Source organism: Candidatus Binatia bacterium, from assembly GCA_036382395.1.
Taxonomy (GTDB): domain Bacteria; phylum Desulfobacterota; class Binatia; order HRBIN30; family HRBIN30; genus JAGDMS01.
The window spans coordinates 1-21586 of the sequence record DASVHW010000391.1; the positions used below are offsets into that span (position 1 = coordinate 1).

General features: G+C 63.0%; 25 protein-coding genes. 9 read left to right on the forward strand and 16 right to left on the reverse strand.

Annotation, left to right across the window (positions count from 1 at the left end):
- From VF515_18945 to VF515_18985, 9 genes are all read right to left on the reverse strand, one after another.
- Positions 1 to 371, reverse strand: a 371-nt coding sequence (locus tag VF515_18945) for a hypothetical protein (GenBank protein HEX7409711.1), incomplete at its 3' end; no start/stop codon positions are given.
- A 201-nt stretch (positions 372 to 572) separates the two neighbouring features.
- Positions 573 to 1025, reverse strand: coding sequence for a response regulator (locus VF515_18950; protein ID HEX7409712.1), 453 nt, complete (start codon positions 1023 to 1025; stop codon positions 573 to 575).
- Between the two features lie 163 nt (positions 1026 to 1188).
- Positions 1189 to 1953, reverse strand: a complete 765-nt coding sequence (gene pgl / locus VF515_18955; protein HEX7409713.1) for a 6-phosphogluconolactonase — start codon at positions 1951 to 1953, stop codon at positions 1189 to 1191.
- Between the two features lie 11 nt (positions 1954 to 1964).
- Complete coding sequence (locus VF515_18960; protein ID HEX7409714.1) at positions 1965 to 2888, reverse strand: class I fructose-bisphosphate aldolase; 924 nt, start codon at positions 2886 to 2888, stop codon at positions 1965 to 1967.
- Positions 2888 to 3895 carry a glucokinase gene (gene glk, locus VF515_18965; protein ID HEX7409715.1) on the reverse strand — a complete coding sequence of 336 codons (1008 nt, stop codon included), beginning with the start codon at positions 3893 to 3895 and terminating at the stop codon, positions 2888 to 2890. Before glk ends, VF515_18960 begins: the two co-directional genes overlap by 1 nt.
- Before the next feature lie 181 nt (positions 3896 to 4076).
- Positions 4077 to 5498 (reverse strand): DegQ family serine endoprotease, encoded by a 1422-nt coding sequence (locus tag VF515_18970; GenBank protein HEX7409716.1) that lies wholly within the window; start codon positions 5496 to 5498, stop codon positions 4077 to 4079.
- 746 nt (positions 5499 to 6244) lie between these two features.
- Complete coding sequence (gene metH, locus VF515_18975) at positions 6245 to 9769, reverse strand: methionine synthase (GenBank protein HEX7409717.1); 3525 nt, start codon at positions 9767 to 9769, stop codon at positions 6245 to 6247.
- A gap of 85 nt (positions 9770 to 9854) precedes the next feature.
- Positions 9855 to 10262, reverse strand: a complete 408-nt coding sequence (locus VF515_18980) for a DUF4079 family protein (protein ID HEX7409718.1) — start codon at positions 10260 to 10262, stop codon at positions 9855 to 9857.
- A 271-nt stretch (positions 10263 to 10533) separates the two neighbouring features.
- Entirely contained in the window at positions 10534 to 11166 is a 633-nt protein-coding gene (locus tag VF515_18985) for a class I SAM-dependent methyltransferase (GenBank protein HEX7409719.1), read from the reverse strand.
- A 351-nt stretch (positions 11167 to 11517) separates the two neighbouring features.
- Between VF515_18985 and VF515_18990 the strand changes: the two genes are divergently transcribed.
- The 6 genes from VF515_18990 to VF515_19015 all read left to right on the forward strand — a co-directional run bounded on the left by VF515_18990 (position 11518) and on the right by VF515_19015 (position 14562).
- A complete protein-coding gene (locus tag VF515_18990) occupies positions 11518 to 11913 on the forward strand; it encodes a response regulator (GenBank protein HEX7409720.1) in 396 nt (131 codons plus the stop codon).
- A 118-nt stretch (positions 11914 to 12031) separates the two neighbouring features.
- Positions 12032 to 12604, forward strand: a complete 573-nt coding sequence (locus VF515_18995; GenBank protein HEX7409721.1) for a pyridoxamine 5'-phosphate oxidase family protein — start codon at positions 12032 to 12034, stop codon at positions 12602 to 12604.
- 317 nt (positions 12605 to 12921) lie between these two features.
- Positions 12922 to 13122, forward strand: coding sequence for a hypothetical protein (locus VF515_19000; GenBank protein HEX7409722.1), 201 nt, complete (start codon positions 12922 to 12924; stop codon positions 13120 to 13122).
- A gap of 16 nt (positions 13123 to 13138) precedes the next feature.
- Positions 13139 to 13594, forward strand: coding sequence for a D-aminoacyl-tRNA deacylase (gene dtd, locus VF515_19005; protein HEX7409723.1), 456 nt, complete (start codon positions 13139 to 13141; stop codon positions 13592 to 13594).
- 7 nt (positions 13595 to 13601) lie between these two features.
- Positions 13602 to 14099, forward strand: a complete 498-nt coding sequence (locus tag VF515_19010; protein HEX7409724.1) for a hypothetical protein — start codon at positions 13602 to 13604, stop codon at positions 14097 to 14099.
- Between the two features lie 13 nt (positions 14100 to 14112).
- Positions 14113 to 14562 (forward strand): tRNA (cytidine(34)-2'-O)-methyltransferase, encoded by a 450-nt coding sequence (locus VF515_19015; GenBank protein HEX7409725.1) that lies wholly within the window; start codon positions 14113 to 14115, stop codon positions 14560 to 14562.
- Position 14563: 1 nt separating this feature from the next.
- Here the strand turns inward: VF515_19015 and coaE are convergent, their stop codons facing one another.
- The 5 genes from coaE to VF515_19040 all read right to left on the reverse strand — a co-directional run bounded on the left by coaE (position 14564) and on the right by VF515_19040 (position 18342).
- The gene (gene coaE / locus VF515_19020; GenBank protein ID HEX7409726.1) at positions 14564 to 15151 is read right to left on the reverse strand and encodes a dephospho-CoA kinase; all 588 of its coding nucleotides are present in this window, start codon (positions 15149 to 15151) and stop codon (positions 14564 to 14566) included.
- A gap of 186 nt (positions 15152 to 15337) precedes the next feature.
- Positions 15338 to 15775, reverse strand: a complete 438-nt coding sequence (locus VF515_19025) for a hypothetical protein (GenBank protein HEX7409727.1) — start codon at positions 15773 to 15775, stop codon at positions 15338 to 15340.
- 143 nt (positions 15776 to 15918) lie between these two features.
- Complete coding sequence (locus VF515_19030; protein ID HEX7409728.1) at positions 15919 to 16200, reverse strand: HU family DNA-binding protein; 282 nt, start codon at positions 16198 to 16200, stop codon at positions 15919 to 15921.
- Positions 16201 to 16393: 193 nt separating this feature from the next.
- Positions 16394 to 17710 (reverse strand): inositol-3-phosphate synthase, encoded by a 1317-nt coding sequence (locus VF515_19035; protein HEX7409729.1) that lies wholly within the window; start codon positions 17708 to 17710, stop codon positions 16394 to 16396.
- 116 nt (positions 17711 to 17826) lie between these two features.
- Positions 17827 to 18342, reverse strand: coding sequence for a hypothetical protein (locus VF515_19040; GenBank protein ID HEX7409730.1), 516 nt, complete (start codon positions 18340 to 18342; stop codon positions 17827 to 17829).
- On the opposite strand from VF515_19040, the gene VF515_19045 reads away from it, so the two are divergent.
- The 3 genes from VF515_19045 to VF515_19055 all read left to right on the forward strand — a co-directional run bounded on the left by VF515_19045 (position 18341) and on the right by VF515_19055 (position 20556).
- Positions 18341 to 18727, forward strand: a complete 387-nt coding sequence (locus VF515_19045) for a hypothetical protein (protein ID HEX7409731.1) — start codon at positions 18341 to 18343, stop codon at positions 18725 to 18727. The two genes, VF515_19040 and VF515_19045, sit on opposite strands and share 2 nt — an antisense overlap.
- 147 nt (positions 18728 to 18874) lie before the next feature.
- Positions 18875 to 19879 carry a quinolinate synthase NadA gene (gene nadA, locus VF515_19050; GenBank protein ID HEX7409732.1) on the forward strand — a complete coding sequence of 335 codons (1005 nt, stop codon included), beginning with the start codon at positions 18875 to 18877 and terminating at the stop codon, positions 19877 to 19879.
- A gap of 23 nt (positions 19880 to 19902) precedes the next feature.
- Entirely contained in the window at positions 19903 to 20556 is a 654-nt protein-coding gene (locus VF515_19055) for an NUDIX domain-containing protein (protein HEX7409733.1), read from the forward strand.
- Positions 20557 to 20567: 11 nt separating this feature from the next.
- Here VF515_19055 and VF515_19060 read toward each other — a convergent pair whose 3' ends face one another.
- Together VF515_19060 and VF515_19065 are read right to left on the reverse strand one after the other, a co-directional pair.
- Positions 20568 to 21170, reverse strand: a complete 603-nt coding sequence (locus VF515_19060) for a histidine phosphatase family protein (protein ID HEX7409734.1) — start codon at positions 21168 to 21170, stop codon at positions 20568 to 20570.
- Positions 21171 to 21235: 65 nt separating this feature from the next.
- A partial coding sequence (locus tag VF515_19065) for a hypothetical protein (protein HEX7409735.1) occupies positions 21236 to 21586 on the reverse strand: 351 nt, incomplete at its 5' end.

A 21586-nucleotide genomic window follows, 5' to 3' on the forward strand; every position in this document is an offset into this window, starting at 1 on the left:
AGCGCGGCCTGTCCCGCTTCTAGTTGCTGTGCCAAGTCCTGTTTTTGCGCGACCAGGTCGTCGCGCTCTCGGCGCAACGCCTGTAGCAGGTTGTCCACCTCCGTGGCGTTGGACTCCATCGCGCCCATGCGCAGGAGCAAGCCGTCGTGTTCCGCTTGGAGTGCCTGCAGCGCGTGTTCAGCCGCAAGCCGCTTCGCATCGGCGCTACGCTGATAGCGCAATCGCTCGGATTCGGCCGCGAGCAGGCGCTCTTCCACGCTTGCCAGTTGGCTGTGCAGATCAGTGGTTTCGGTGGTGCGAAGATTCGTCAGCTCTGCAACTTGCTGGGTGAGCCGGTCACGCTCGGCCTTGATCGCCCGGCTGGCGGCCATGAGACGACGCAACGCCCGCCCGCGAAGCTCAAGAAAGTGCGCTGTTCTGCAGGTCCGAGGGGGTCTCCCAAGGGTGCGCACCTGCCACTCCGGCTGTAGGAACTCAGGGCATGGGGAGGCTGAGGATGAGCGGCGAAGATTCGGCAACCGGTGCTTTTGCGACACCGGAGTGGCGCCACAAAGTTCCGCGAGAGTTTCAGCTCATTTCGACAGTCGCGCGATGTACAAGCGGTAGTCGGACAGGTCCCCCACGGCGGTCAGCAACCGCTCTACGCTCACCGGCTTGCGGAGAAACGCTACTGCGCCGCCCTTGTAGCTTTGGATCAAATCGTCTTCGCGTTCGGAAGCGGTGAGGACGATTACCGGAATGTGGCGCAGGCGTCGATCGCCCCAGATCTCACGCAGGACGGCTCGGCCGTCGAGTTTTGGCATCTCAAGATCAAGGAGCACCATATCGGTGCCAGGATCATCATGGTGCGCGGAGCAACTCTCATAGAGGAAATCCAACGCCGCTTGCCCATTGTCGACGACCGTCAGTTGGTTGCCGATCTTGGCGCGTTCGAATGCCCGGCGGGTAATTTCGACGTCGTCCGGATCGTCCTCAACCAGAAGGATGCGTGCAATCCGCGCTCCGCTAATGTGCGCCTCCGTCATTGGCGAACCTCCCTTGCCGTCCTGCCGGCAGCCCCCCGTTGCCGTGCCTGCGGCCGCAACAGAAGAGAAGAATCAACCCCCCGGCTGGACCGACGGCAGCCATCGCGTATAGCAGCAAGGTGGTATAGGCGCACGCTCCGGCCATGTAATGTCAGGGGCACACTCAGCCCCTGGCGTCGCCGCCGGGGTGAAGCAGGCCTGCGGCATCGCGATCGACGAGCCACACCACCCGGCCCTGACGAGGCTGAACCGCCTGTGCCGGCCAGCGCTCGAATTGGCGCTCGCCCCGGAGCACATGGCGCAGCGTTTCCGCTTTGGCGCGACCACTGACCAAGAAGATCACCAGGCGTGCCTCGTTGAGGACCGGCAACGTCAGCGTGACCCGATACGTGTGAAGGTGCGCGGCATAGAGAGCGAGGGCCAACTTGTTCCTCTCCCCCAGCGCCGCGGCATGCGGAAACAGCGATGCCGTGTGGCCGTCTTCACCCATGCCGAGCAGGATCAAGTCAAAGCGGGGCCGGGCACACTGAAAGCTGGCGCGTAGCTCGTCCTCGTATTGGCGGGCGATGGCGTCTGGCGGCGACAGCTCGGTGCGGAACCGGTGGATGTGGTCAGGCGGAATTGGCACGTGCGCCAGGAGCATCTCGTGGGCCATCCGGTAGTTGCTGGCGGGATCGTTCGGGGGAACGACGCGCTCGTCGGCCCAGAACACTTCGGTCTGCTGCCAGGGAACCTGCTGGCGCAGCGGAGCATTCGCCAGCAGCGCATAGGCTGCCCGCGGGGTCGAACCGCCCGCGAGCGCAACCCGGAAGCGGCCGCGGGCGGCGGCGCTCTTTTGAGCGGCGCGGCTGAACTCACGCGCCGCCTGTTTGGCCAGGTTGTCCGCGCTGCCGCAGACCATCACTTCCGGCGCCGCGGCCGGTGCCATGGATACCCCGTTTAGCGGATCTCGCCGGCGTAGATCTGCATGACGGTGCCGAGGAACTTCAGCGCTTCCTCGCGCGGCCGTTGAAAGGAGTTGCGGCCGATGATCGAACCGAAGCCGCCGCCGTCACGGATGGCGCGTACTTCGTCGAGAATGGCCTCGGTTTCCTTGGCTTCGCCACCGGAGAAAATCACCACCCGCCGGCCGTTGAACGCGCTCTGCACCACGTGGCGTACGCGCTCGGCAAGGGTCCCGATGGGAATGCGCTGCTTCTCGTAGACCTTCTTGGCGGCGGCTTGCTCAATGTGGGCCGTTGGCGGTTTTACCTTGATGAAATGGGCTCCGAGCTGCGCCGCAATCTGTGCCGCGTAGGCCGCCACGTCGATCGCGGTCTCGCCTTCTTTGGACAGGCCGGAGCCGCGCGGATAGGACCAGACGACGACGGCGAGCCCCTTGCGTTTCGCTTCCTCGGCCAGCGCGCGGATCTGACCGTACATCTCGTTGCGCGCCGTCGACCCCGGGTAGATGGTGAAGCCGATGGCCGCGCAGCCCAGACGCAGCGCGTCGTCGACACTCCCGGTAACGGCAGGGCAGGGATCACCGCCGCTGAGCAAACTGTCGGAGTTGTTCAGTTTCAGAATGAGCGGAAGCTCGCCGGCGTACTCGGCCGCGCCGGCTTCGAGAAAGCCGAGTGGCGCCGCATAAGCGTTGCAGCCGGCGGCGATGGCCAGGTCAAAATGATAGCGCGGGTCGTACCCCGGCGGGTTGGGCGCGAAGCTGCGCGCCGGACCGTGCTCGAAGCCCTGATCCACTGGCAGGATCACCAAGCGGCCCGTCCCGCCCAGTCGGCCATGATTCAGCAGGCGGGCGATGTTGGTCCGCGTCCCCGGTGTGTCGCTGCTGTACCAGCTCAAGATCTCACGCACTCTCTCGGTCATCAAAACTCCTCCTTTTCCAATAAGCGCGCCGCGCAAAAGCCTGCACCCTGGAGCGCGGTCGTTTCCCTTAATACAACTCTAACCGGCATCACGTCCATCAGCGGCGCCATCCGCCCTTTGTCGCGGAATGCCGCCATGAACGTCCCATCGGTCAGCTTCCCACGGATTCTCGGGGCGATGCCACCGGCGATGTACACGCCCCCGGTGGCCATTACCTTCAGCGCCAGGTTGCCACCTTCCGCGCCGTAGATGGCGCAGAACAGGTCGAGGGCTTGAACGCAGAGCGGCGGCCCTCCCTGTAAAGCGGCCTGGGTGATGGCCGCCGCCGGATCTTCTTCTCGCATCCGGGCCGCCAGTGAGGCCGGTTCATCGCCGCGCCCACTGTCGCGCAGAAACTCGTAGATGTTGACCAAGCCCGGTCCGGAGAGCAGCCGCTCGTAACTCACGTGTGGATGGCGTTTGCGGAGGAACGTCAACAGTTCCGTCTCGAGTTCGTTGCGCGGCGCGAAATCACTGTGGCCGCCTTCGGAGGGTGCGGGGTGATGCTGGGTGCCGTCCCAGAACAACAACCCTTCGCCGAGGCCGGTGCCCGCGGCAATGACGGCGGCATTGCCGGGCACCGTGTGGCCTTGGTTCAACACCAGGAAGTCGGCTGGCGCTAGGGTCAATACGCCATAGGCCGTGGCTTCCAGATCATTGATCAGTTTGACCCGTCGGATGCCGAGCACGGTGCGGAGATGCTCGATGTCCACGACCCAAGGCAGGTTGGTGATCTGCGCGCGGCCCTTTTGCACCGGCCCCGCGACACCGAACGCGGCGGCCTGCAGTTGCGGCCACGCTGTTCCCAGAAAGAGGCGGAGGGCGGCGGGCAAACCATCGAGTTCGCCGCTGGCATACGATTGCATGCGGCCGCAGCGTAAGCGCCCACCTTGCCACTCGAACAAAGCCAGGCTGACCTTCGTTCCGCCGATATCGGCTCCCAGAATGTTGGCGTCCGTTTGCCCCATCCGCGCGACTCTATCGTGTCAGGAACTCCGCCATGCAAGCCGCGACTGCCAGTGTGTCGTCGTGCACCCTATCATGTCCGGCCAAGCCTAGTTCATCACGCAAGAATAGAGTTCTGTCGCGGCTTGCAATCGGTACGGCGCGTGTCGATGGACGGTTGCCGACGCTGCCCCAGACGCTTGGCTACTCGGAGCGCCGGAGGGCGACGAAATAACCTTGCCCCTGGCGATTCACCAACAGTAACAATTCGTTCCTCTTCGCCGCGACAGCCTTTCGGTAATCTCTGACGTCGCGCACCGGTTGACGATCCGCTTGGGTGATGACGTCGCCGGGCTGCAAGCCTGCGTCGCCCGCGGGGCTGTCAGGGTCCACGTCGGTGACGACCACACCCTTGGTGGATTGGAGGCCGAGTTCCCGCGCCACACCCGGTGTGATGTTGGAAACGGTCAACCCCCAACTCTGCTGCGCTTCCGGCGCCTCTGGTGCGGCCGTGGTGGTGGCCGGCACTTCCGCCACACTGGCATGCAGCGTTAGCTTCTCGCCGTGGCGCAAGACCGTGATGGAGACCGTCTTGCCGATTTTCGTCTCCGCCACGAATGCCGGGACCTGGTGGGCTTCGTCGATGTCGGTGCCATCGTAGTTGATGATGATGTCGCCCCGTTGGAGGCCGGCCCGGGCTGCCGGACCGTCAGGGGTGACGTCGGCCACTAGCGCGCCCAGCGCCTTCTTCAACCCGAAGGAGCGCGCCAGGTCCGGTGTGACGTTCTGGATGCTGACGCCCAGCCAACCGCGGATGACCTTGCCCTGTGTTTTGAGCTGCTCGACGACGCCCTTCACCGCGTTGATCGGGGTGGCGAACCCGATGCCGATGCTACCGCCGCCCCGGCTGAAGATCGCCGTGTTGATGCCTATCACCTTGGCTTGTACGTCGATCAGTGGGCCGCCCGAGTTGCCGGGATTGATGGATGCGTCGGTCTGGATGAAGTTGTCGTACGGGCCCTGCCCGATGACGCGCCCAAGGGCGCTGACGATGCCGGCGGTCACTGTTTCCGACAGGCCGAACGGGTTACCGATGGCGAGGACCCAGTCGCCCACCTGGAGCGTATCGGAATCTCCCAGAACAGCGACGGTTAGATCGTGAGGCGAGGCGATCTTGAGCAGTGCCACGTCGGTCTTCTCGTCTATGCCGACGCGCCGCGCCTCGAACTCTCGTTGGTCATCGAGCTTGACGACGATCTTCTCGGCATTCTTGACGACGTGCGCGTTGGTGACGATGTAGCCGTCTGCGTCGATGATCACCCCCGAGCCTAGGCTGCGCTGCGTGAAGCTGCGGGGCATTTCCGGGGAGAAATGCCGGAAAAACTGGAAGAACGGATCTTGCGGGTCAAGGGGTCCCTGCGGTCCAAACCCCGGTACACCCCGCGAACTGATCGTCTGGCTGGTCGAGACGTTGACGACTGCCGGCTTCACCGTGCGCACGATGCCGGCAAAGGAGGATGGGGGCGATGTCGCTGTCCCGAACCGCTCTAGCCTCGGTGCTGTGGGCGGCGGCTGGCCCTTGCTTCCACCGAGGAAGCCAAAGGGGTTCGGAAATGCGGCCGCCACTCTCACTCCGATCACCAGCGTCAGGATCAAGAGCGACGAAGTCAGAGCGCTTCTCGGCTTCATGCTGTCGACGATGCACTAGCAGTGGGGAAACTTCAATCCGCTTGGCGAGAAGAGACTGAGCGTGTGCCGCCACCGCCAGCTCAGGCGGGCCAGGTGCGGCATACACTCGGGGCCGTGCCGAAGGCGCAGGTCGGCGGCAAAGACGTGGGGGGCTGTTACTAGTTTCCTAATAGCCAGACAAGCCACAGAATCCATGCGAAAGCCGCCGCCAACAACATCCTAGCGCCGGTGCGTCTCGTATCCGTGCCCTTCTGTGATGGTCGGTACGGCAGCCGCGGGGGCGTCACCATTCCCTGGAGTCCCAGTCCAATGACCTGCCAACGACTGAAGCCGGCAGCCCGCAGCTGCTCCTCCACCTTGCGCCGTGCGGTAGCCTCATCAGGCTCGACCAAGTCAAGCAGTTGCACCGTTGCCTGAAAATGTTCCATTGCCGCCCCCCGATTACAGCCCAACATCGCGTCGGTCCGAAACGATTCCGGCCTACGCCCACCCTGTCTGCCACCCTAACTATGGCAGTTTTTGCCCCGCCGTAGGTATTACCCTGACGCCTGTATGTCAAGCTGCTGTCCAGAACGTTTTGGAGCCTTGGGGAGATAGATGGGCCACTCCCTGACAACTGGGAGTTCTCCGACGGCGGGAAGAGTCATCGCCCCCCCCCACGTGTGGATCGGGCGGGCCGCTCACTAGATCGCTGGCGGCTTCTCCGCCGCCTCGCGGTCGATGGTGCGCTCTAAGCGTTCCATGTCCTCGGGCGAGAGGTTGAAGTACTTCGCTTGCGGATGATGAAATACCAATGCACTGACCGAGCCTTCGGGCTCCATCATGTACCCTTCAGTGAGGTGAACGCCGATTTGCTGCGCCACATCCAGCAGCCGGAACAGCTTTTCCTGGTCTTCAAGCCGCGGACAAGCGGGATACCCGAAGGAGACCCGCACACCGCGGTAGCGCGCCTTGAACACATCCCCCATCGCGATGCCGGGCGGATCCGGGAAGCCCCACATCTCGCGGATCTTCTGGTGCAAGAGCTCGGCAAAGGCCTCGGCACCTTCCAGCGCCAAGAGCTGAAGGATGTGCGACTTCAGGTATTCGCCCTGCGCTTTCCATTGGTCCGCGAGGTGGCGCACGCCCGGACCGACGGTGGTGGCAAAGAAGCAAACGTAATCGATGCGCCCGGCGTCGACCGGCAAGGTGAAATCCGCGAGGCAGAGATGCGGTTCGTCGGATTGGCGGCCAAAGGGGAACGTCTCGATGATGGTCCGGCCATCGGAGGCGTAGATCAGCAGTTTGTCGCCCTCGGCTTGCGCGGGGAAGAACCGGTACACGGCATTGGCGGTGATGTCCGGCCGCGCCAGCATGATCTCCTCGACGGCCGCAACGTGTTCACGCAGGTCCTTGGCTTTGGGATTCCCTGCCGCCAAGGCTTCGTTGAACTTGCCTTTGAAGCCGAGATGCCGCGTGTAAAGCATCGCCGGATTGATGTAGCGGAAGATCGCATCGAGGTCGTAGTTCCGAATCACGTGAAGCCGGAGATCGGGCGGCGTCGGGACCTCATCGACTCGAGGCACGGATGATCGAGACGGCGGAGCCGCGACTTCCGCCTGAGGCCGCTTCGGCCCCATCGCCTGCAACTGCCCGGCTTCTTCGACCAGCCGCGCGGCCATGGCCTGCCGCTTGTTCGCATCCATCAGCTGGTTCGCCAGATTGAGACCGGTCATGGCGTCCTTGGCATAGGCCACGATGCCGCCGTACTCCGGCGCAATCTTGAGACGCGTGAAGCGGTTCGACAATGCCGCGCCACCGACCAGGATCGGGCAGCACACGCCAGCGGCCTTCAAGTCCTGCGCCGTCACCACCATCATCTGCGCCGACTTCACCAGCAGCCCGGACAGGCCGATGAGGTCCGGTTGATGATGGTGGTAGGCCTTGATCAGTTCCTCCGGCGGCACCTTGATGCCGAGGTTGATGATTTTGAAGCCGTTGTTTCCCAAGATGATGTCGACCAGGTTCTTGCCGATGTCGTGCACATCTCCCTTCACCGTGGCGAGCAGGAGCTTGCCCTTGATCGAGCTGTCCGCCTTCTCCATGTGAGGCTCGAGATGCGCGACTGCGGCCTTCATCACTTCGGCCGATTGCAGGACTTCTGCCACGATCATTTCGTTGGCGCCGAACAAGCGGCCGACCTCGTCCATGCCGGCCATCAACGGGCCATTGATGATCCGCAGCGGCCTGCGATGCTGGAGCGCTTCGTCGAGATCGGCAAAGAGCCCGTCCTTCGAGCCTTCGATAATGTATAGCGCCAGGCGCTCGTCGAGCGGCAGATTGCGCCGTAGCTCGACCGTCTGCTTGGGCGCTTTGGTGCGGAAGTGCGCGCTGAATGCGCCAATCGGATCGTCGCCGCGCCACCAGATCAGATCTTCCGCCAGCCGCCGCTCCTCATCCGGGATCGAGGGGTACCGCTCCAGCTTTTCCGAGTTGACGATGGCCATGTCGAGGCCGGCCTGCACGCAATGGTAGAGAAACACCGAGTTGAGCACTTCGCGACCCGCCGCGGGCAAGCCGAACGACACGTTGGAGATGCCGAGGAGCGTCTTGCAGTCGGGCAGCATCTCTTTGATCAGGCGGATGCCCTCGATCGTCTCGACGCCTGCGCCGATGTAGTTCTTGTCGCCGGTGCCGACCGGAAACACGAGTGCGTCGAAGATGAGATCTTCCGGTGGGACGCCGTACTTCTTCGTCAGCAGATCGTAGGAGTGCTGCGCGATCTGCAGCTTGCGTTCGCGCGTGATGGCCTGCGCCTGCTGCTTGTCGTCATCGATGCAGCCGACGACCAAGGCGGCGCCGTAGCGGCGTGCTAGCGGCACGACCCTCCGAAAGCGTTCTTCGCCGTCCTCGAGGTTGATCGAATTGATGATCGATTTCCCTTGGGTGAGCTTGAGTGCCTCCTCGATGACCCCCGCGTCGGTGGAGTCGATCATGATCGGCGCCTTCACTTTCTTCCCCAGCGTTACGAGGAAGGCAGTGACGTCGGCGGCCTCGTTGCGGTCTGGATCCTGCAAGCAGACGTCGAGGACGTGGGCGCCCTTGCGCACCTGGGCACGGCCGACCTCGGCAGCCTGGTCGAAATCGCCGGCGGCGATGACGTCCTTGAATTTACGACTGCCGAGCACGTTGGTGCGCTCGCCGACGATCACCGGCCGGGTGTCCTGGTCGACGGTGAGCGCCTCGATGCCCGAAACCATGCAGCGGCGAACGGGCGCCGGCTGGCGCGGCCGGTGACGAGCGGCCACTTCGGCAAGCAAGCGGATGTGCTCCGTGGTCGTCCCGCAGCAGCCGCCGACAATGTTGACCCATCCCTCGGAGCAGAAGCGCTCGACCTTCTTTGCCAGCATCGCCGGCAACTCGTTGTAGTGGCCTTCTTCATCGGGCAGGCCGGCATTGGGAAACACCGAGATCGGGAAGCGCGACAGCTCCGCCAGCGTGCGCAGGTGGTCGGTCATGAAGTCGGGGCCGGTGGCGCAGTTCATGCCGATGGCGAACAAGTCGCGGTGTGCCACCGAGACATACAGTGCCTCGATCGACTGGCCCGCCAGCATCGTGCCCATTGTTTCGATGGAGACCGAGAGCACCACCGGCACACTGCGGCCGAGCCGCCCAAAGGCATCATCCATGCCCAGCAGTGCCGCCTTGACGTTGAGGGTATCCTGCTGCGTCTCGAGAAACAGCAGGTCCACCCCGCCCTCGACCAAAGCCACGGTCTGGTCGGTGTAGGCGGAGCGGACTTCGTCGAAGCTGATGCCTCCGGTCACCGAGATCGTCTTCGTGCCCGGGCCCATGGAGCCGGCGACGAAGCGCAACCGTTGCGTGGTCGAGGCGGCGTCCGCCTCCGCCCGCGCCAGACGCGCCGCGGCGTAGTTGATATCGTAGACCTTGTCCTGCAGATCGTACTCGGCGAGCACGACGCGGGTGCCGCCGAAAGTGTCCGTTTCGATGATGTCTGCGCCGGCGTCGAGGTAGTCCCGGTGAATCTTCCTGATGGCGTCCGGCCGGGTCAGCACGAGATGCTCGTTGCAACCCTCCAGGTTCGGTCCGCCGAAGTCCTCGGCGGTGAGATCCATGGCCTGGATCGCCGTTCCCATCGCCCCGTCGAGGACGAGGATGCGTTCCTCCAGTGCGGCGTGCAGTGCCTGTGTTCGATCCGGTGGTGACATGTGTCTACTTGTCTAGCGTACCGACGCGCGCAATTCCAAGAGTAAGCGGAGTCGTGCCAGCTCCACGATCGTGAGGGCCGGCTGGCTACGGTGTGATCTGCAGCCCGAAGAAGACCTGCGCCGCGGCCAGCAACATCGCCGCGGCGCCGAACCACGGATGGATTGCGCGTATTTCCGGGCGGCGCATCCAGCGTGAGGTCAACATGCCCCCGGAAAGCGCCAGGATGATGAGCACGCCGATCCGGAAGTGGACGCTGGCCGCCAGTTCCAGGTTGCTGCGCAGCCGCCAGGTGGACAGGAAGCCTCCGATCCAGCTTGCCAGCATGAGTCCAAACATGCTGGGTGCAAGCCGGGCGTGACGCGCCAAGTGCTGGCGCGCACGGCGCGGCTCGCTGCGGGCGCGAAACCCCAAGGAACCCACGTAACCGAACAGGGCTAGCGTGAGACCAGCGGCGACTGGGTGGACGTACGGCAGCATGAGACTGGCAACCATCGGCTCGGCTAAGCTCTCACCCCGCCCCGCTCCTGGAGGGCGAGAGGGAAGGGCCGGGAGCAGCGCGAGAGGAATGAGGGATAGGGAATTCGAACAGCACTTTCACCGCTTGCGTTCTTCCCTGCTGCCAGCAGGTGAGGAACGCTTCCTTGTACGCCTCGAGCCGGTAGCGGTGGGTGATGATCGGCGTGAGGTCAGCGCGCTCAGCAGCTTCGTCGCCGCCTGTCGCGGCAGGCTGTTCTCGAATACCAACGCCTGCATGCCAGTCGTCCTACGTGCGGGCTTGGATCTCACGCAGGGGGAAGAGCGAGGCCCGCGGTATGTCGTGCACCCGGACCTCGTCGATTCTGAAGCCGGCTGCTTCGATGGTCCGGACGGTGTCGCGGTTGAGGTTGCAGCCATCCACCGCCCACCGCCAAAGCGGGTTGAACAGATCCTGTAGTGCCGCGTGTAGGGCGTGTGGACTGCGGACGTGTTCGACGAAACGCACTGGCGCGCCGGGACGCAGCACCCGGCGCAGCTCCCTCAACCCCTGGGATACATCCGGGACCGAGCAAAAGACGAGCGTTTCCAGCGCACCGTCGAAACTCGCGTCGGGGAAAGGCAGGGATTGGGCGTCTCCGTCCTGCACGGTGATGCGCGCCTTCGCGGTCTTGGCACGCTCGGCCGCAAACACGCGGAATTCATCGAGCGGCTCGATCGCAGTGACTTCTGCCGTAGCGGGATAATGGGCAAAGTTCAGGCCGGTCCCGCAGCCGAGTTCCAGGATGCGGCCGTTCATGTCTGCAGCCAGCCGCGAACGAACCACAGCCAGTCGGGCGCGTTCCAACGGTGCGTTAAACTTCTCGTAAAGCGCTGCCATACCGCCGTAGCGGCGGGCAGCCAATCGGGTGACCAAACTCATACGCTGTTCGTTAGCAGGGTATGGAGAACGTGAAAAGAGTCAGACGGCTTGCGCGTCCGCCAGCGGCCGCAGCAAACCTGCGTTGCCGTCGGCGGCGCTGACGGTCCTACTCTGGACCAAACCGCTAATCCTGTAACACGAAAACGTATCAGCTGGTGTGTTGGGTTGGTTGCTCGTCGACGCCCATGTCGGTCCCGAGGAGGCACGCGCGCACTGGCACGTGAGCTGCTGGGGATCAGCGTGTATGCTGTCCCTTCTCAAGAGCGCAACGCCTGCTTGGATGGCGCAATCGAATTCTGCCATGCGGCCAGGAAGGATACAGGTAGCCCATCAAGTGCGCTGCCAAAGGCTATGATCACCCCACTTCGCGTGTTGTTGATCGAAGATTCCGAGGATGATGCGCAGCTCGTGCTGCGGGAGCTGCGACGCAGCGGCTACGACCCGAGATGGGAGCGCCACGAGAGTGCGGCCGCTGTGGACGATGCGCTCGAGCGACAGACCTGGGATGTGATCCTCTGTGATTACCACCTGCCGACGTTCAGCGCGCTCGCAGCGCTGCAGCTCCTCCGCGAACGAGGCGTCGACCTGCCGGTCATCGTGGTATCCGGCGAGATCCTCGAGGAAGTGGTGTCGTCTGTGTTGCAGGCCGGTGCCCGCGATTACGTCTTGAAAGACAATCTCGCCAATCTCGGTGTGGCCGTCACGCGTGAGCTTCGACGTGCCGCGGCGCAGCACCCGGACCGCTAATCGGATCTCGAACGCAGCCCGAGCCCCCGTCGGGGTTCGGTAACCATCGGTGCCCCCCTTTTCCCGCCTGCGGTGCTGTGGAAGGATCAGAGAACTCACACGGCAAGAGGAGGCGCTCGTGGGCAAGCTTCATCCCGAGATCGACAGCACCACTGCAGATTTCATTCGTGCCCAGCGGCTCTTTTTCGTCGGCACGGCGCCGGCGGGCTCTACCGGCCGCGTCAACGTTTCTCCCAAGGGGCTCGACACTTTTCGAATTCTGGATCCGAGGACGGTTGCGTATCTCGATCTCACCGGCAGCGGCATTGAAACGGTGGCACACCTCCGCGACAACGGCCGCATCACTTTTCTGTTCTGTTCTCTTGAGAATGCGCCCAGGATACTCCGCCTGTACGGGCGCGGAGAAGCCATTGAGCCAGGTGACCCGGAGTTCGAATCGCTCGAGGCGGGCTTCCCCCGATACGACGGTACACGCACGATCATCCGCGTCTCGGTCGAACGCATTGCCGACTCGTGTGGTTACGGCGTTCCGATGTTTCGGTACGAGGGTGAGCGCCCACAGCTGTGTCAATGGGCCGAGCGGAAGGGGCCACGAGGACTTGCCCGCTATCGAGCCGACAACAATAGGAAAAGTGTCGACTGTCTGCCGGGATTGCGCCGCACGGGCTCCACGGTTGTGGACGACCACTAGCGTCGGGGCGGGCGCTGGTTTCGGTGCGGTTGTGGGTACGGAAAGACACTCGGATCACCGGACCAGGATGGGGGGAAGTGATGGAAAAGCCGCCAGTTTGACTTTGCATGGTTGCGCCGCTAGAAGCCGAGCCGATTGCCTTTTGCAGAACTGGATTTGACTGCATGCCGTGTTCAACTGGTGCCGCGATGGGCGCGGTGGATGAAGGCAACATGGCTTCTGCATTCGTCACACGTGAGGCCTCGCGCTGACCAGTGACGCGTCGGAGTCCGGGCCTAGCCAGCATGAAAGACGTGTGCCGAAGAAAGGAAGGGGAGATGGACGAGCGACTCTTGGGACCGAAGCGGGAGGAGGAAGAGGAAGAGCAGAAGGACGAGGAGGGAGATAGGGAAGAGGACCAAGACGATGATGACGAGGATCTCGACGACGACGATGATGACGACGATGATGACGATGATGACGATGACGACGACGATGACGACGAGGACGAGGAAGACGGGTGGGATGTGACCGAGTGAGTGCAAGGCATCCCACGTGCGTGCGGTGATTCAGCGCGTGTCCGCCGCTCGGGTCACGGTTGGTGACCGGTCGGTGGGTGCGATCGGGCCGGGGTTGCTCGTCTTCCTGGGGATCGCGACGAATGACACGGAGGTGCAGGCAAACTGGTTGCTCGACAAGCTGCTCGATTTGCGTATCTTTGAAGACGACTGCGGAAAATTCGCTCAGTCGTTGCGAGATGTCCACGGAGAACTCCTGCTCGTGTCCCAATTCACTTTGTTGGCGGATACGCGTAGGGGGAGACGCCCATCATTCAGTGCCGCCGCACGCCCCGAAGCCGCCGTGCCCTTGTACGAACAGGTCGTGGCGCGGGCTCGGAGCCAAGGGATCAGCGTTGCGACCGGCGAGTTCGGAGCACACATGCAAGTCGAACTCGTGAATGACGGCCCGGTAACGGTCATTCTGGATACCGAAGAGCGTCGAGTAGACTGAGTGGGCCATGCCGCGTGCTGGGTTTTACGCCGTTCAGGCCGCGAAGCTGAAATTCGGTAGCGACGGCCGCTGGTATGCGGACGATGAGCCCGTCACGCATCATCGACTGGCACAGCTGTTCAGCCGGTACCTGCGGCGCAAAGCGTCCGGCGGCTATGAAATTTGGATTGACGAACGCAACCACGCCGACGTCGAGATCCAAGATGTGCCGCACGTCGTGGCCTCCGTGAGTATCGCCTCCGGGGCGGAGGGGGATGCGTCGGCGCCGTCCCGGCCCCTGGGCTTTACCCTTCACCTGAACGACGGGACGGACGAATGGTTGGATCCTGACAGTCTGCACGTCGGTGCCGTCAACGTGCTCTATTGCCGAGTCAAGGGAGGTATGGATCGCGCCCGATTCCTCCGGCCGGCGTACTACCAGCTGGCGCAATTCATCGAGGAGGCCGGCGGCGGTGAGTTCCGGCTTCGTTGTGGCAGCGCCACGCACACCATCTCCCAGCGCTGAAGCCGAAGCGACGCTGCACGTCGTCCTCGTTGCGCCGGAAATTCCGCCCAATACCGGCACCATCGCGCGCTTGTGCGCCGCGACCTATACGCACCTGCATCTGATCCGCCCGCTTGGCTTCTCGCTCGACGATCGCTACCTCAAGCGCGCCGGCCTCGATTACTGGCCGTACGTCGATCTTCATGTCTACGACGACTGGCAACGGTTTCAAACCCGATACCCCCAGGCGCGCATGCACTTCTTTTCCGCCCGCGCCACCCGCAGTTACCTCAGGGCACACTACGCCAAGGGCGATTTCCTCGTTTTCGGCTCGGAAACCAAAGGCCTACCGCCAGCGGTGCTGGCCGCCCATGGCGACGACACCTACGTGATTCCCATTTCGAGCCCGCACGTCCGCAGCCTCAATCTCTCCAACGCCGTCGCCATTGTCGTGTACGAGGCACGGCGACAGCTGGTTGGTTGAGTCAGTTGACGCCCGCAAGCCGCTCCCACAGGGCACGGACCTGCCTGCGCAGATCCTCGATCGAGCCGGTGTTCCGAATGATCACGTGAGCATGGCGCTGCCGCTCTGCATCGCTCAACTGGGCCGCGATCCGCATGGTCACTTCCCGCGGCGGCAGGCCGCGCTGCTTTCCCAGGCGCTCGACGGCGGCCTCCTCGCTAGCCGCTACCAGCCACACCTCGTCCACAAGTGGCAGCCAGTTTGCCTCGATCAGCACCGCGGCCTCAATGACGATCGGTTGAGAACTGCCCGCCGCCCGGTGTGAGTCGATCCGTTTTCTGATCTCAGCAAAAATCAGCGGATGGACGATGGCGTTGAGCCGCGCCAGCGCCTGCGAACTAGCAAAGACGATCGCTCCGAGCTTTTTCCGGTCGATGCTCTGATCCGGCCCCAAAATCTGGGTGCCAAAAGCTTCGACGATTCGCTGCCACCCCTCGCTGCCAGGCTGGTAGGTTTCATGGCCGACGGCGTCGGCATGGATGACCTTTGCGCCTAGTTCCTCAAGCATCGCGGCCACCGTGCTCTTTCCGGAGCCGATGCCGCCGGTCAAGCCTACGATCTTCACGGGTAGTGGCATGCAAGATCAACGCGCAGCTGGCCCGAACAGCACGGCGCGCCCGGCATTCACCTTTCCGGCGCACCGAATAACGGGTCTGTCAGGGATGATTCGAGGACAATGGGACGGGACGGAGATGCAACGTAACGGGTTGGTTGCTTCTGCCATCCCGATTTGCAGCTATCCGACCGCGGCGAAATGGCCGTCAGAGCCAGTCTGCGCGGCTGAAGAGCGGGCGGCATGGCTTGCAAAGTCCAACGCATGTTTTCGCCATTGGCGGAGGCCGTGGCGCAAATACTCGGGATTGATTTCCAATGTTTCGCAGATGTTTTCGAACGAGAAATACCAGTTGCGGTCTTCACACGAGATCCACTCCTCAGCTTCAGCAAACAGTTGCTGACCGTGAATGTCCTTCGTGAACGCGTACTTCTGGTAACATTCCAGTGCGTCTTGCAGGACGGCCAGCATGAGCCGCTTCTCGCCGCGCACCGCCGAGCCGCCGCGAAAAGCGGCATAGAACTGCGCTGGCAACAACGCGTCCGGTTCAAACAGGCCGAAAGATCGATCAGTCATACACTCCCCCACACCGCGATTCTGCGCATAGTAGTAATGCCTCAAGCATTAGCCAAATGAAAAAGACTACTAGCCGGATCGTAAGAACTTCTTATCTCGCCGCGGCATGAACGCACCAAATCCGCATCCACTTCGTGGACTCGAATTTGGTGCGCTTTTGGATCCGGCGCCTGGCGCCAGACGTGATGCTACTTTTTCCCGAGAACGGCTTCTTTGAAGGTCTTCGCGACGGAGAAGCGAACCTTCTTGCGCGCCGGGATCTTGATCTGCTCGCCGGTCTGCGGATTGCGCCCCATGCGAGCCTTGGTCTGCACTTTGCGGAATGTGCCGAGACCTGGAATCTTCACCGGGTCTCCCTTGCGCACCGCACCCACAGTCACTTCAACCAACGTCTGGAGCACGACATCGGCCTGCTTCTTACTGAGGTCCGTCGTTTCCGCCAATTTCTGAACCAGTTGGGATTTCGTCATCGCCCTTCCTCCCCTCGTGCTCAACGCTCAACTGCCGAGCTAATTACCGCGTATAACTGCAACGACGACCCCGCTGGTGTCAAGCAAATTCCGACTAAAAAGGGCTTTTTTACCTGATTTTTGCCCTTTTCGAGGTCTCCACCGCTCCCCGAAGGCATCTTCGGTGCCTGGGTTCGGGATGCCGGGTGGTGCCTCAGTCGTAGTATTCCAAGCCGAGGTGGGTGATCAGCTCTTCGCCGCGCAGGAAGCGCAGCGTGTTCTTGAGCTTCATGAGCTGAATGAAGAGGTCATGCTCCGGATAGAGGCCGGGTGCGGTTTGTGGGCTCTTGAAGTAGAACGACAGCCACTCCTGAATGCCCTTCATGCCGGCGCGCTGTGCCAGGTCCAGGAACAACGCCAGGTCGAGGACCAGCGGTGCCGCGAGAATCGAGTCGCGGCAGAGAAAATTGATCTTGATCTGCATGGGGTAGCCGAGCCAGCCGAAGATATCGATGTTGTCCCAGCTCTCTTTGTTGTCGCCGCGCGGTGGGTAGTAGTGGATATTCACCCGGTGGATGTAGTCCTTGTACAACTCAGGATAGAGTTGCTGCTGGAGGATGACGTCGAGGACGGACAGTTTGCTCTCCTCCTTGGTCTTGAAGGAAGAGGGCTCATCCAACACCTCACCGTCGCGGTTCCCCAAAATGTTGGTGGAAAACCACCCCGTTAGGCCAAGCATCCGTGCCTTGAGGCCAGGGGCGATGATGGTTTTCATCAGCGTTTGGCCTGTCTTGAAATCTTTGCCGCAGATGGGGACGCGGTGACGTTCGGCGAGTTCGGTAAGTGCGGGAATATCGACCGTGAGATTGGGCGCTCCGTTGGCGAACGGGATTCCCAGCGACAGTGCCGCGTAGGCGTAGAGCATGCTCGGCGCGATGGTCGGATCATTGGCGCGCATCCCTGCTTCGAAATGAGCCAGCGAGCTATGAACGATGCCCGGTCGCAAAAAGCTCTCGGTGCTCCCGCACCATACCATGACGAGGCGGCTGGCGCCGGAGGCGGTTTGAAAGGCGCGGATGTCCTCCATGAGCTGCTGGGCCAGATCAAACTTGCCGGCCCCGCTTTTGACATGCGGGCCGTCGAGCCGCTTGACGTAGTCGCGATCGAAAACGGCGGGCCACGGCGCCACGGCTTCGAGTTCCGGGCGGACCAAGTCGAGCAGGGCAGGCTCGACCACGTGCGCGCGCAGCGCGGCCTGGTAGGCGTTGTCCGGGAAAATATCCCAGGCGCCGAACACTAGGTTCTCGATGGCTGCCAGAGGAACAAAGTCGCGGATACGCGGCGTGCGCTTCTCGGTGCGCTTGCCGAGCCGTATGGTTCCGAGTTGCGTGAGTGAGCCGATCGGTTTTCCGACACCCTTTTTCATCAGCTCGATCCCAGCGACGAAAGTGCTACTGACCGCACCCAGCCCCACGAGGAGAACGCCGAGTTTGCCTTCGGCGCCCGCAATATCCGTTCGCGTCGTATCCATCGTTGCTCACCAATACGAGACCGTTGCCGACGGCGCAAGGCAGGCACGCCGTTTCTCAGGAGATCCAGATCTGCGGGCGCCTGGCCCCGCGTGGTCGTGGGCGGCCGGTGGTGTGGTCACGCGGCTGGCGCGTACATCGCCGTGACCCGTTCGGCCACCCGCGCCTTCGTGTCCAGAACGCCCCGCGGAATGTACGACGACAGCAGGCTGATTTCCCGCAGTCGCTGGGACAAGTCGTCTCCCGTGGTGTCATTGGCGATCAGCCGCCGTGCCGTTGCCAGGAGTTCATCGCTGCAGCGCGCGGCGAGGATGCGAGACAGGTCGATCTCGAGGACCGCCCCTTCCACGCCGCGGCGCCGAATCAGCTTCAGCGTCCGCGCGATGGCGCTGTCCAGCGCGTAGACCTCCAGGACCATGTTGCTGAGCAGCTCCAGATGCTGTTGCTTCTGTGCCAGCTCGGCAGCCTGGCCTTCGAGGAGAATGCCGGCAACGTGAGCCGTCAGAGGCTTAGCCGCCTCGACCGCGTCCACTTCGGCGGCCAAGTTGCCGTCACCCGCCGGCGGCAGGCCGCCACCGGCCAACTCGGTCCGCACCTGCTGAATGTAGTCGAACAGGGGTAGCGCGCCGGTCATGACCCGTTTCACCAGCGTGCCCGGGATCAGCAGGCGGTTGATCTCGTTGGTGCCTTCGAAGATGCGATTGATGCGTGAGTCCGTCCTTCTTGTGCTCGATTTCCTCCAGATGAGGCAGCACCTCTTTGCCGACGAACTCTTCGCCGGTGTCGGCCAGCCCGATCTCGTCCGGGGTGAAGTCTTCGTAGATGAATGGGTCGCGGGCAGTTGCCGGTTCGATCAGGAAGGCCCCGCCGACGGGAGCTGTTTGATAAGACTCAGTCATCCGCCTCCCTCTCCTTTAATGCAATGCGTCATAAAATCCCGGCTGTCGTTAGTCAAGAAAATTCGGCAGCCACGAACCCACGGCGAAGCGCTGCAAGAACGACACCGCGAGAAACTCTAACGTCATTCGTTCGCTTGCCCATGGGCGGCGAAGCCCCAGTGGCGCCGTCTTGCGAATACGTTCCCCATTTTCAGAAAAGGGAGGGGCGGCCGAATCCCTTGACCGGGCACCCGGCGTAAGTGTATAATTTACGCAAAGGAAGGTGTGATGCAAGCCGCCACGGAAAAGACCGCCGGCGAGCTCGAAAGCGAGTTCGCCTGTCTCAACGAGCCGCGCCTCTACAACCAGGCGACATGCGAGCAGATGGCCGCGACCATCCATCGCATCAAGCAGCTCAAAGCCGAGCGTAACGCGGTGGTGCTGGCGCACAACTATCAACGGCCGGAGATTTTCGAAGTCGCCGACTTCATCGGTGACTCGCTCGAACTGGCCCGGCAGGCGACCACGGTGGATGCCGATGTGATCGTGTTTTGCGGCGTCCATTTCATGGCCGAGACCGCCAAGATCCTCAACCCGACTAAGACGGTCCTCCTGCCCGATCTGCGTGCGGAGTGCTCCCTGGCCGACAGCGTGACGGCGGACGAGCTGGTGGAGCGCCGTGACGAGCTGCGTCAACGCTTTCCGGACCTGCAGGTGGTGGCGTACGTCAACACCACGGCGGAGGTGAAGGCCGTCGTCGATGTCTGCTGCACCTCCGCCAACGCGGTCACCATCGTCAACGCGCTGCCAACCCAGCACATTCTCTTCGTGCCCGACGAACATCTCGGCGAATACGTGCAGCGTGAGTCGTCGAAAACGATCATTACGTGGAACGGCAACTGTTACGTCCATCATCAGATCACGCCGGAGAGCATCCGCGCGGTGAAGGAGGCGCTGCCTGACGTCCGGATTCTGGTCCACCCGGAATGCCGGGCGGATGTCATCGCCCTGGCGGACGCGGTCCTCAGCACCAGCGGCATGATCCGCTACGCCAAGACCAGCGATGCGCAGGAGTTCCTGGTGGTGACCGAGTGCGGTCTTTCCGATCGGCTGCTGGTCGAGGTGCCGGAGAAGAAGTTCTACAAGGTCTGCAAGCTGTGCCAGTTCATGAAGATGATTACGCTCGACGGCACCCTGCACGCGCTCGAGCGCATGCAGTATGAGATCGTGCTCGATGAAGCGGTGCGCGCCGGCGCCGAGCGCTCGCTACGCCGCATGCTCGAGCTGAGCTAGTGACCGGTTGAATCCGCTCCGCGATGCTCCTGTCCCCGCTGGTCGCTGTCGATGTCGTGATCTTCACCATCGATCGTGGCGCGCTGCAGGCGTTGCTAGTCGAGGTGAAGTCGGGACCGTTTGCCGGCCACTGGGCCTTCCCGGGAGGTCTGGTGCCGGTCGGGGAGGCGCCGGAGGCGACGGCGCGGCGCGAGTTACAGGCCCAAACCGGGATTACTGACGTCTACCTGGAGCAGCTGCGCACCTTTGGCGATCCGCTGCGCGATCCCCACGCCCACGTCGTATCGGTGGCCTACTTTGCCTTGGTCGCCGGCAAGGGCAAGGCCCGGACCGGCACCCCCAAGTATCGGCGCATGGCGTGGTTCCCGGTGCGGGCGTTGCCGTCGCTGGCCTACGACCACAACGCCATCGCCCATTACGCCCTCACCCGTTTGCAGTCGAAGCTGGCCTACACCAACATCGTGTACAGCCTCCTGCCCCACGAGTTCACTGTCGGTGAGTTGCAAGAGATTTACGAGGTCATTCTCGGCCGCCAGCTCGACCGCCGCAATTTCCGCAAGAAGATACTGGCGGCGGGGTTGCTGCAGCCGCTGCACCGCCAGCGGCGCGGTCGCCATCGCCCGGCGCAGCTCTACGCCTTCACACGCCGCGAACCGATGAACGTCGAGATGTTGTGAGGCCGCGGGTATTAGCCCTGCGCCATCGTCAGCGGCGGGGCGTACGTTCCGCCGCGATGCTCGACGACGACGATGCCGGCATTGGGGGTCACCGTGAGATCGTCCCACGAGCCGGTGACGTAGGCACACAAAGCCAACATGACACCACCGTGACTGACCAGGACGACGTCCTGCCCGGTGCTTTCACGCGTGACTCGTTCGAAGACCGGCACGACCCGCGCGTAGACATCGTTTAGCGACTCCCCGCCCTGCGGCCGCCAGTGCCAGCGCGGACCGTCGTGGTACGACGCGTCGCCGAGCAAGGCCTCGTACGGTTGCCCGGCGAAGATCCCGAAGCTCTGCTCGCGCAAGTCCGCCTCCGCCTGGACGCGAAGGCGCACAACCTCGGCGATGATTTCGGCCGTCTCCCGGGCCCGCACAAATGGGCTGGCCACGATGCGCGTGGGGCTGTAACTCTGTGCGATGCGGACCGCGGCTGCTCGCGCCTGCTCGCGGCCGAAGGGTGTGAGTGGCACCGCGGAGTTTTGCGTGAAGGTCCGGTCGCGGTTGCCTTCGCTCTCGCCATGCCGCACCAGGATCAGTCGACCGGGGCCATCAACGTTCTCGGAAATCATGCGAAGCCTGTGGTCAGTTCTTTAACGTTGCCCGCCGCCGATTGCAAAGGACAGCCGCCGATGGCTCACGGATTCGCCGGCAGGCACGTCAGCCGCAGCCGGTCGAAGTCGGTGCGGCCGTCGCTGGCGGTCGCAGAGAAGCGGATCCACTTCACCCCCGGCTTTTGTCCGACCGGCACGACGATCGGCATCGATGCGGTGCACTCGTTCTGCGTGACGAGCGGGAGCGACGGCAGTGCCGTGCTGATCGCTGCCGCATTGCCTGCGTCGACAGAATGGGGGGTCGGTGGTGGCTGCGGCGACCGCAGCTCATAGGCGACGATCGGCGCATCCGTGGCGCAACTCGGCAAGCGTCGATCGGGAACGTTGAAGCAGGCGGACACGGTAAACGTACACTGGCCCGGAATCTGATCGCC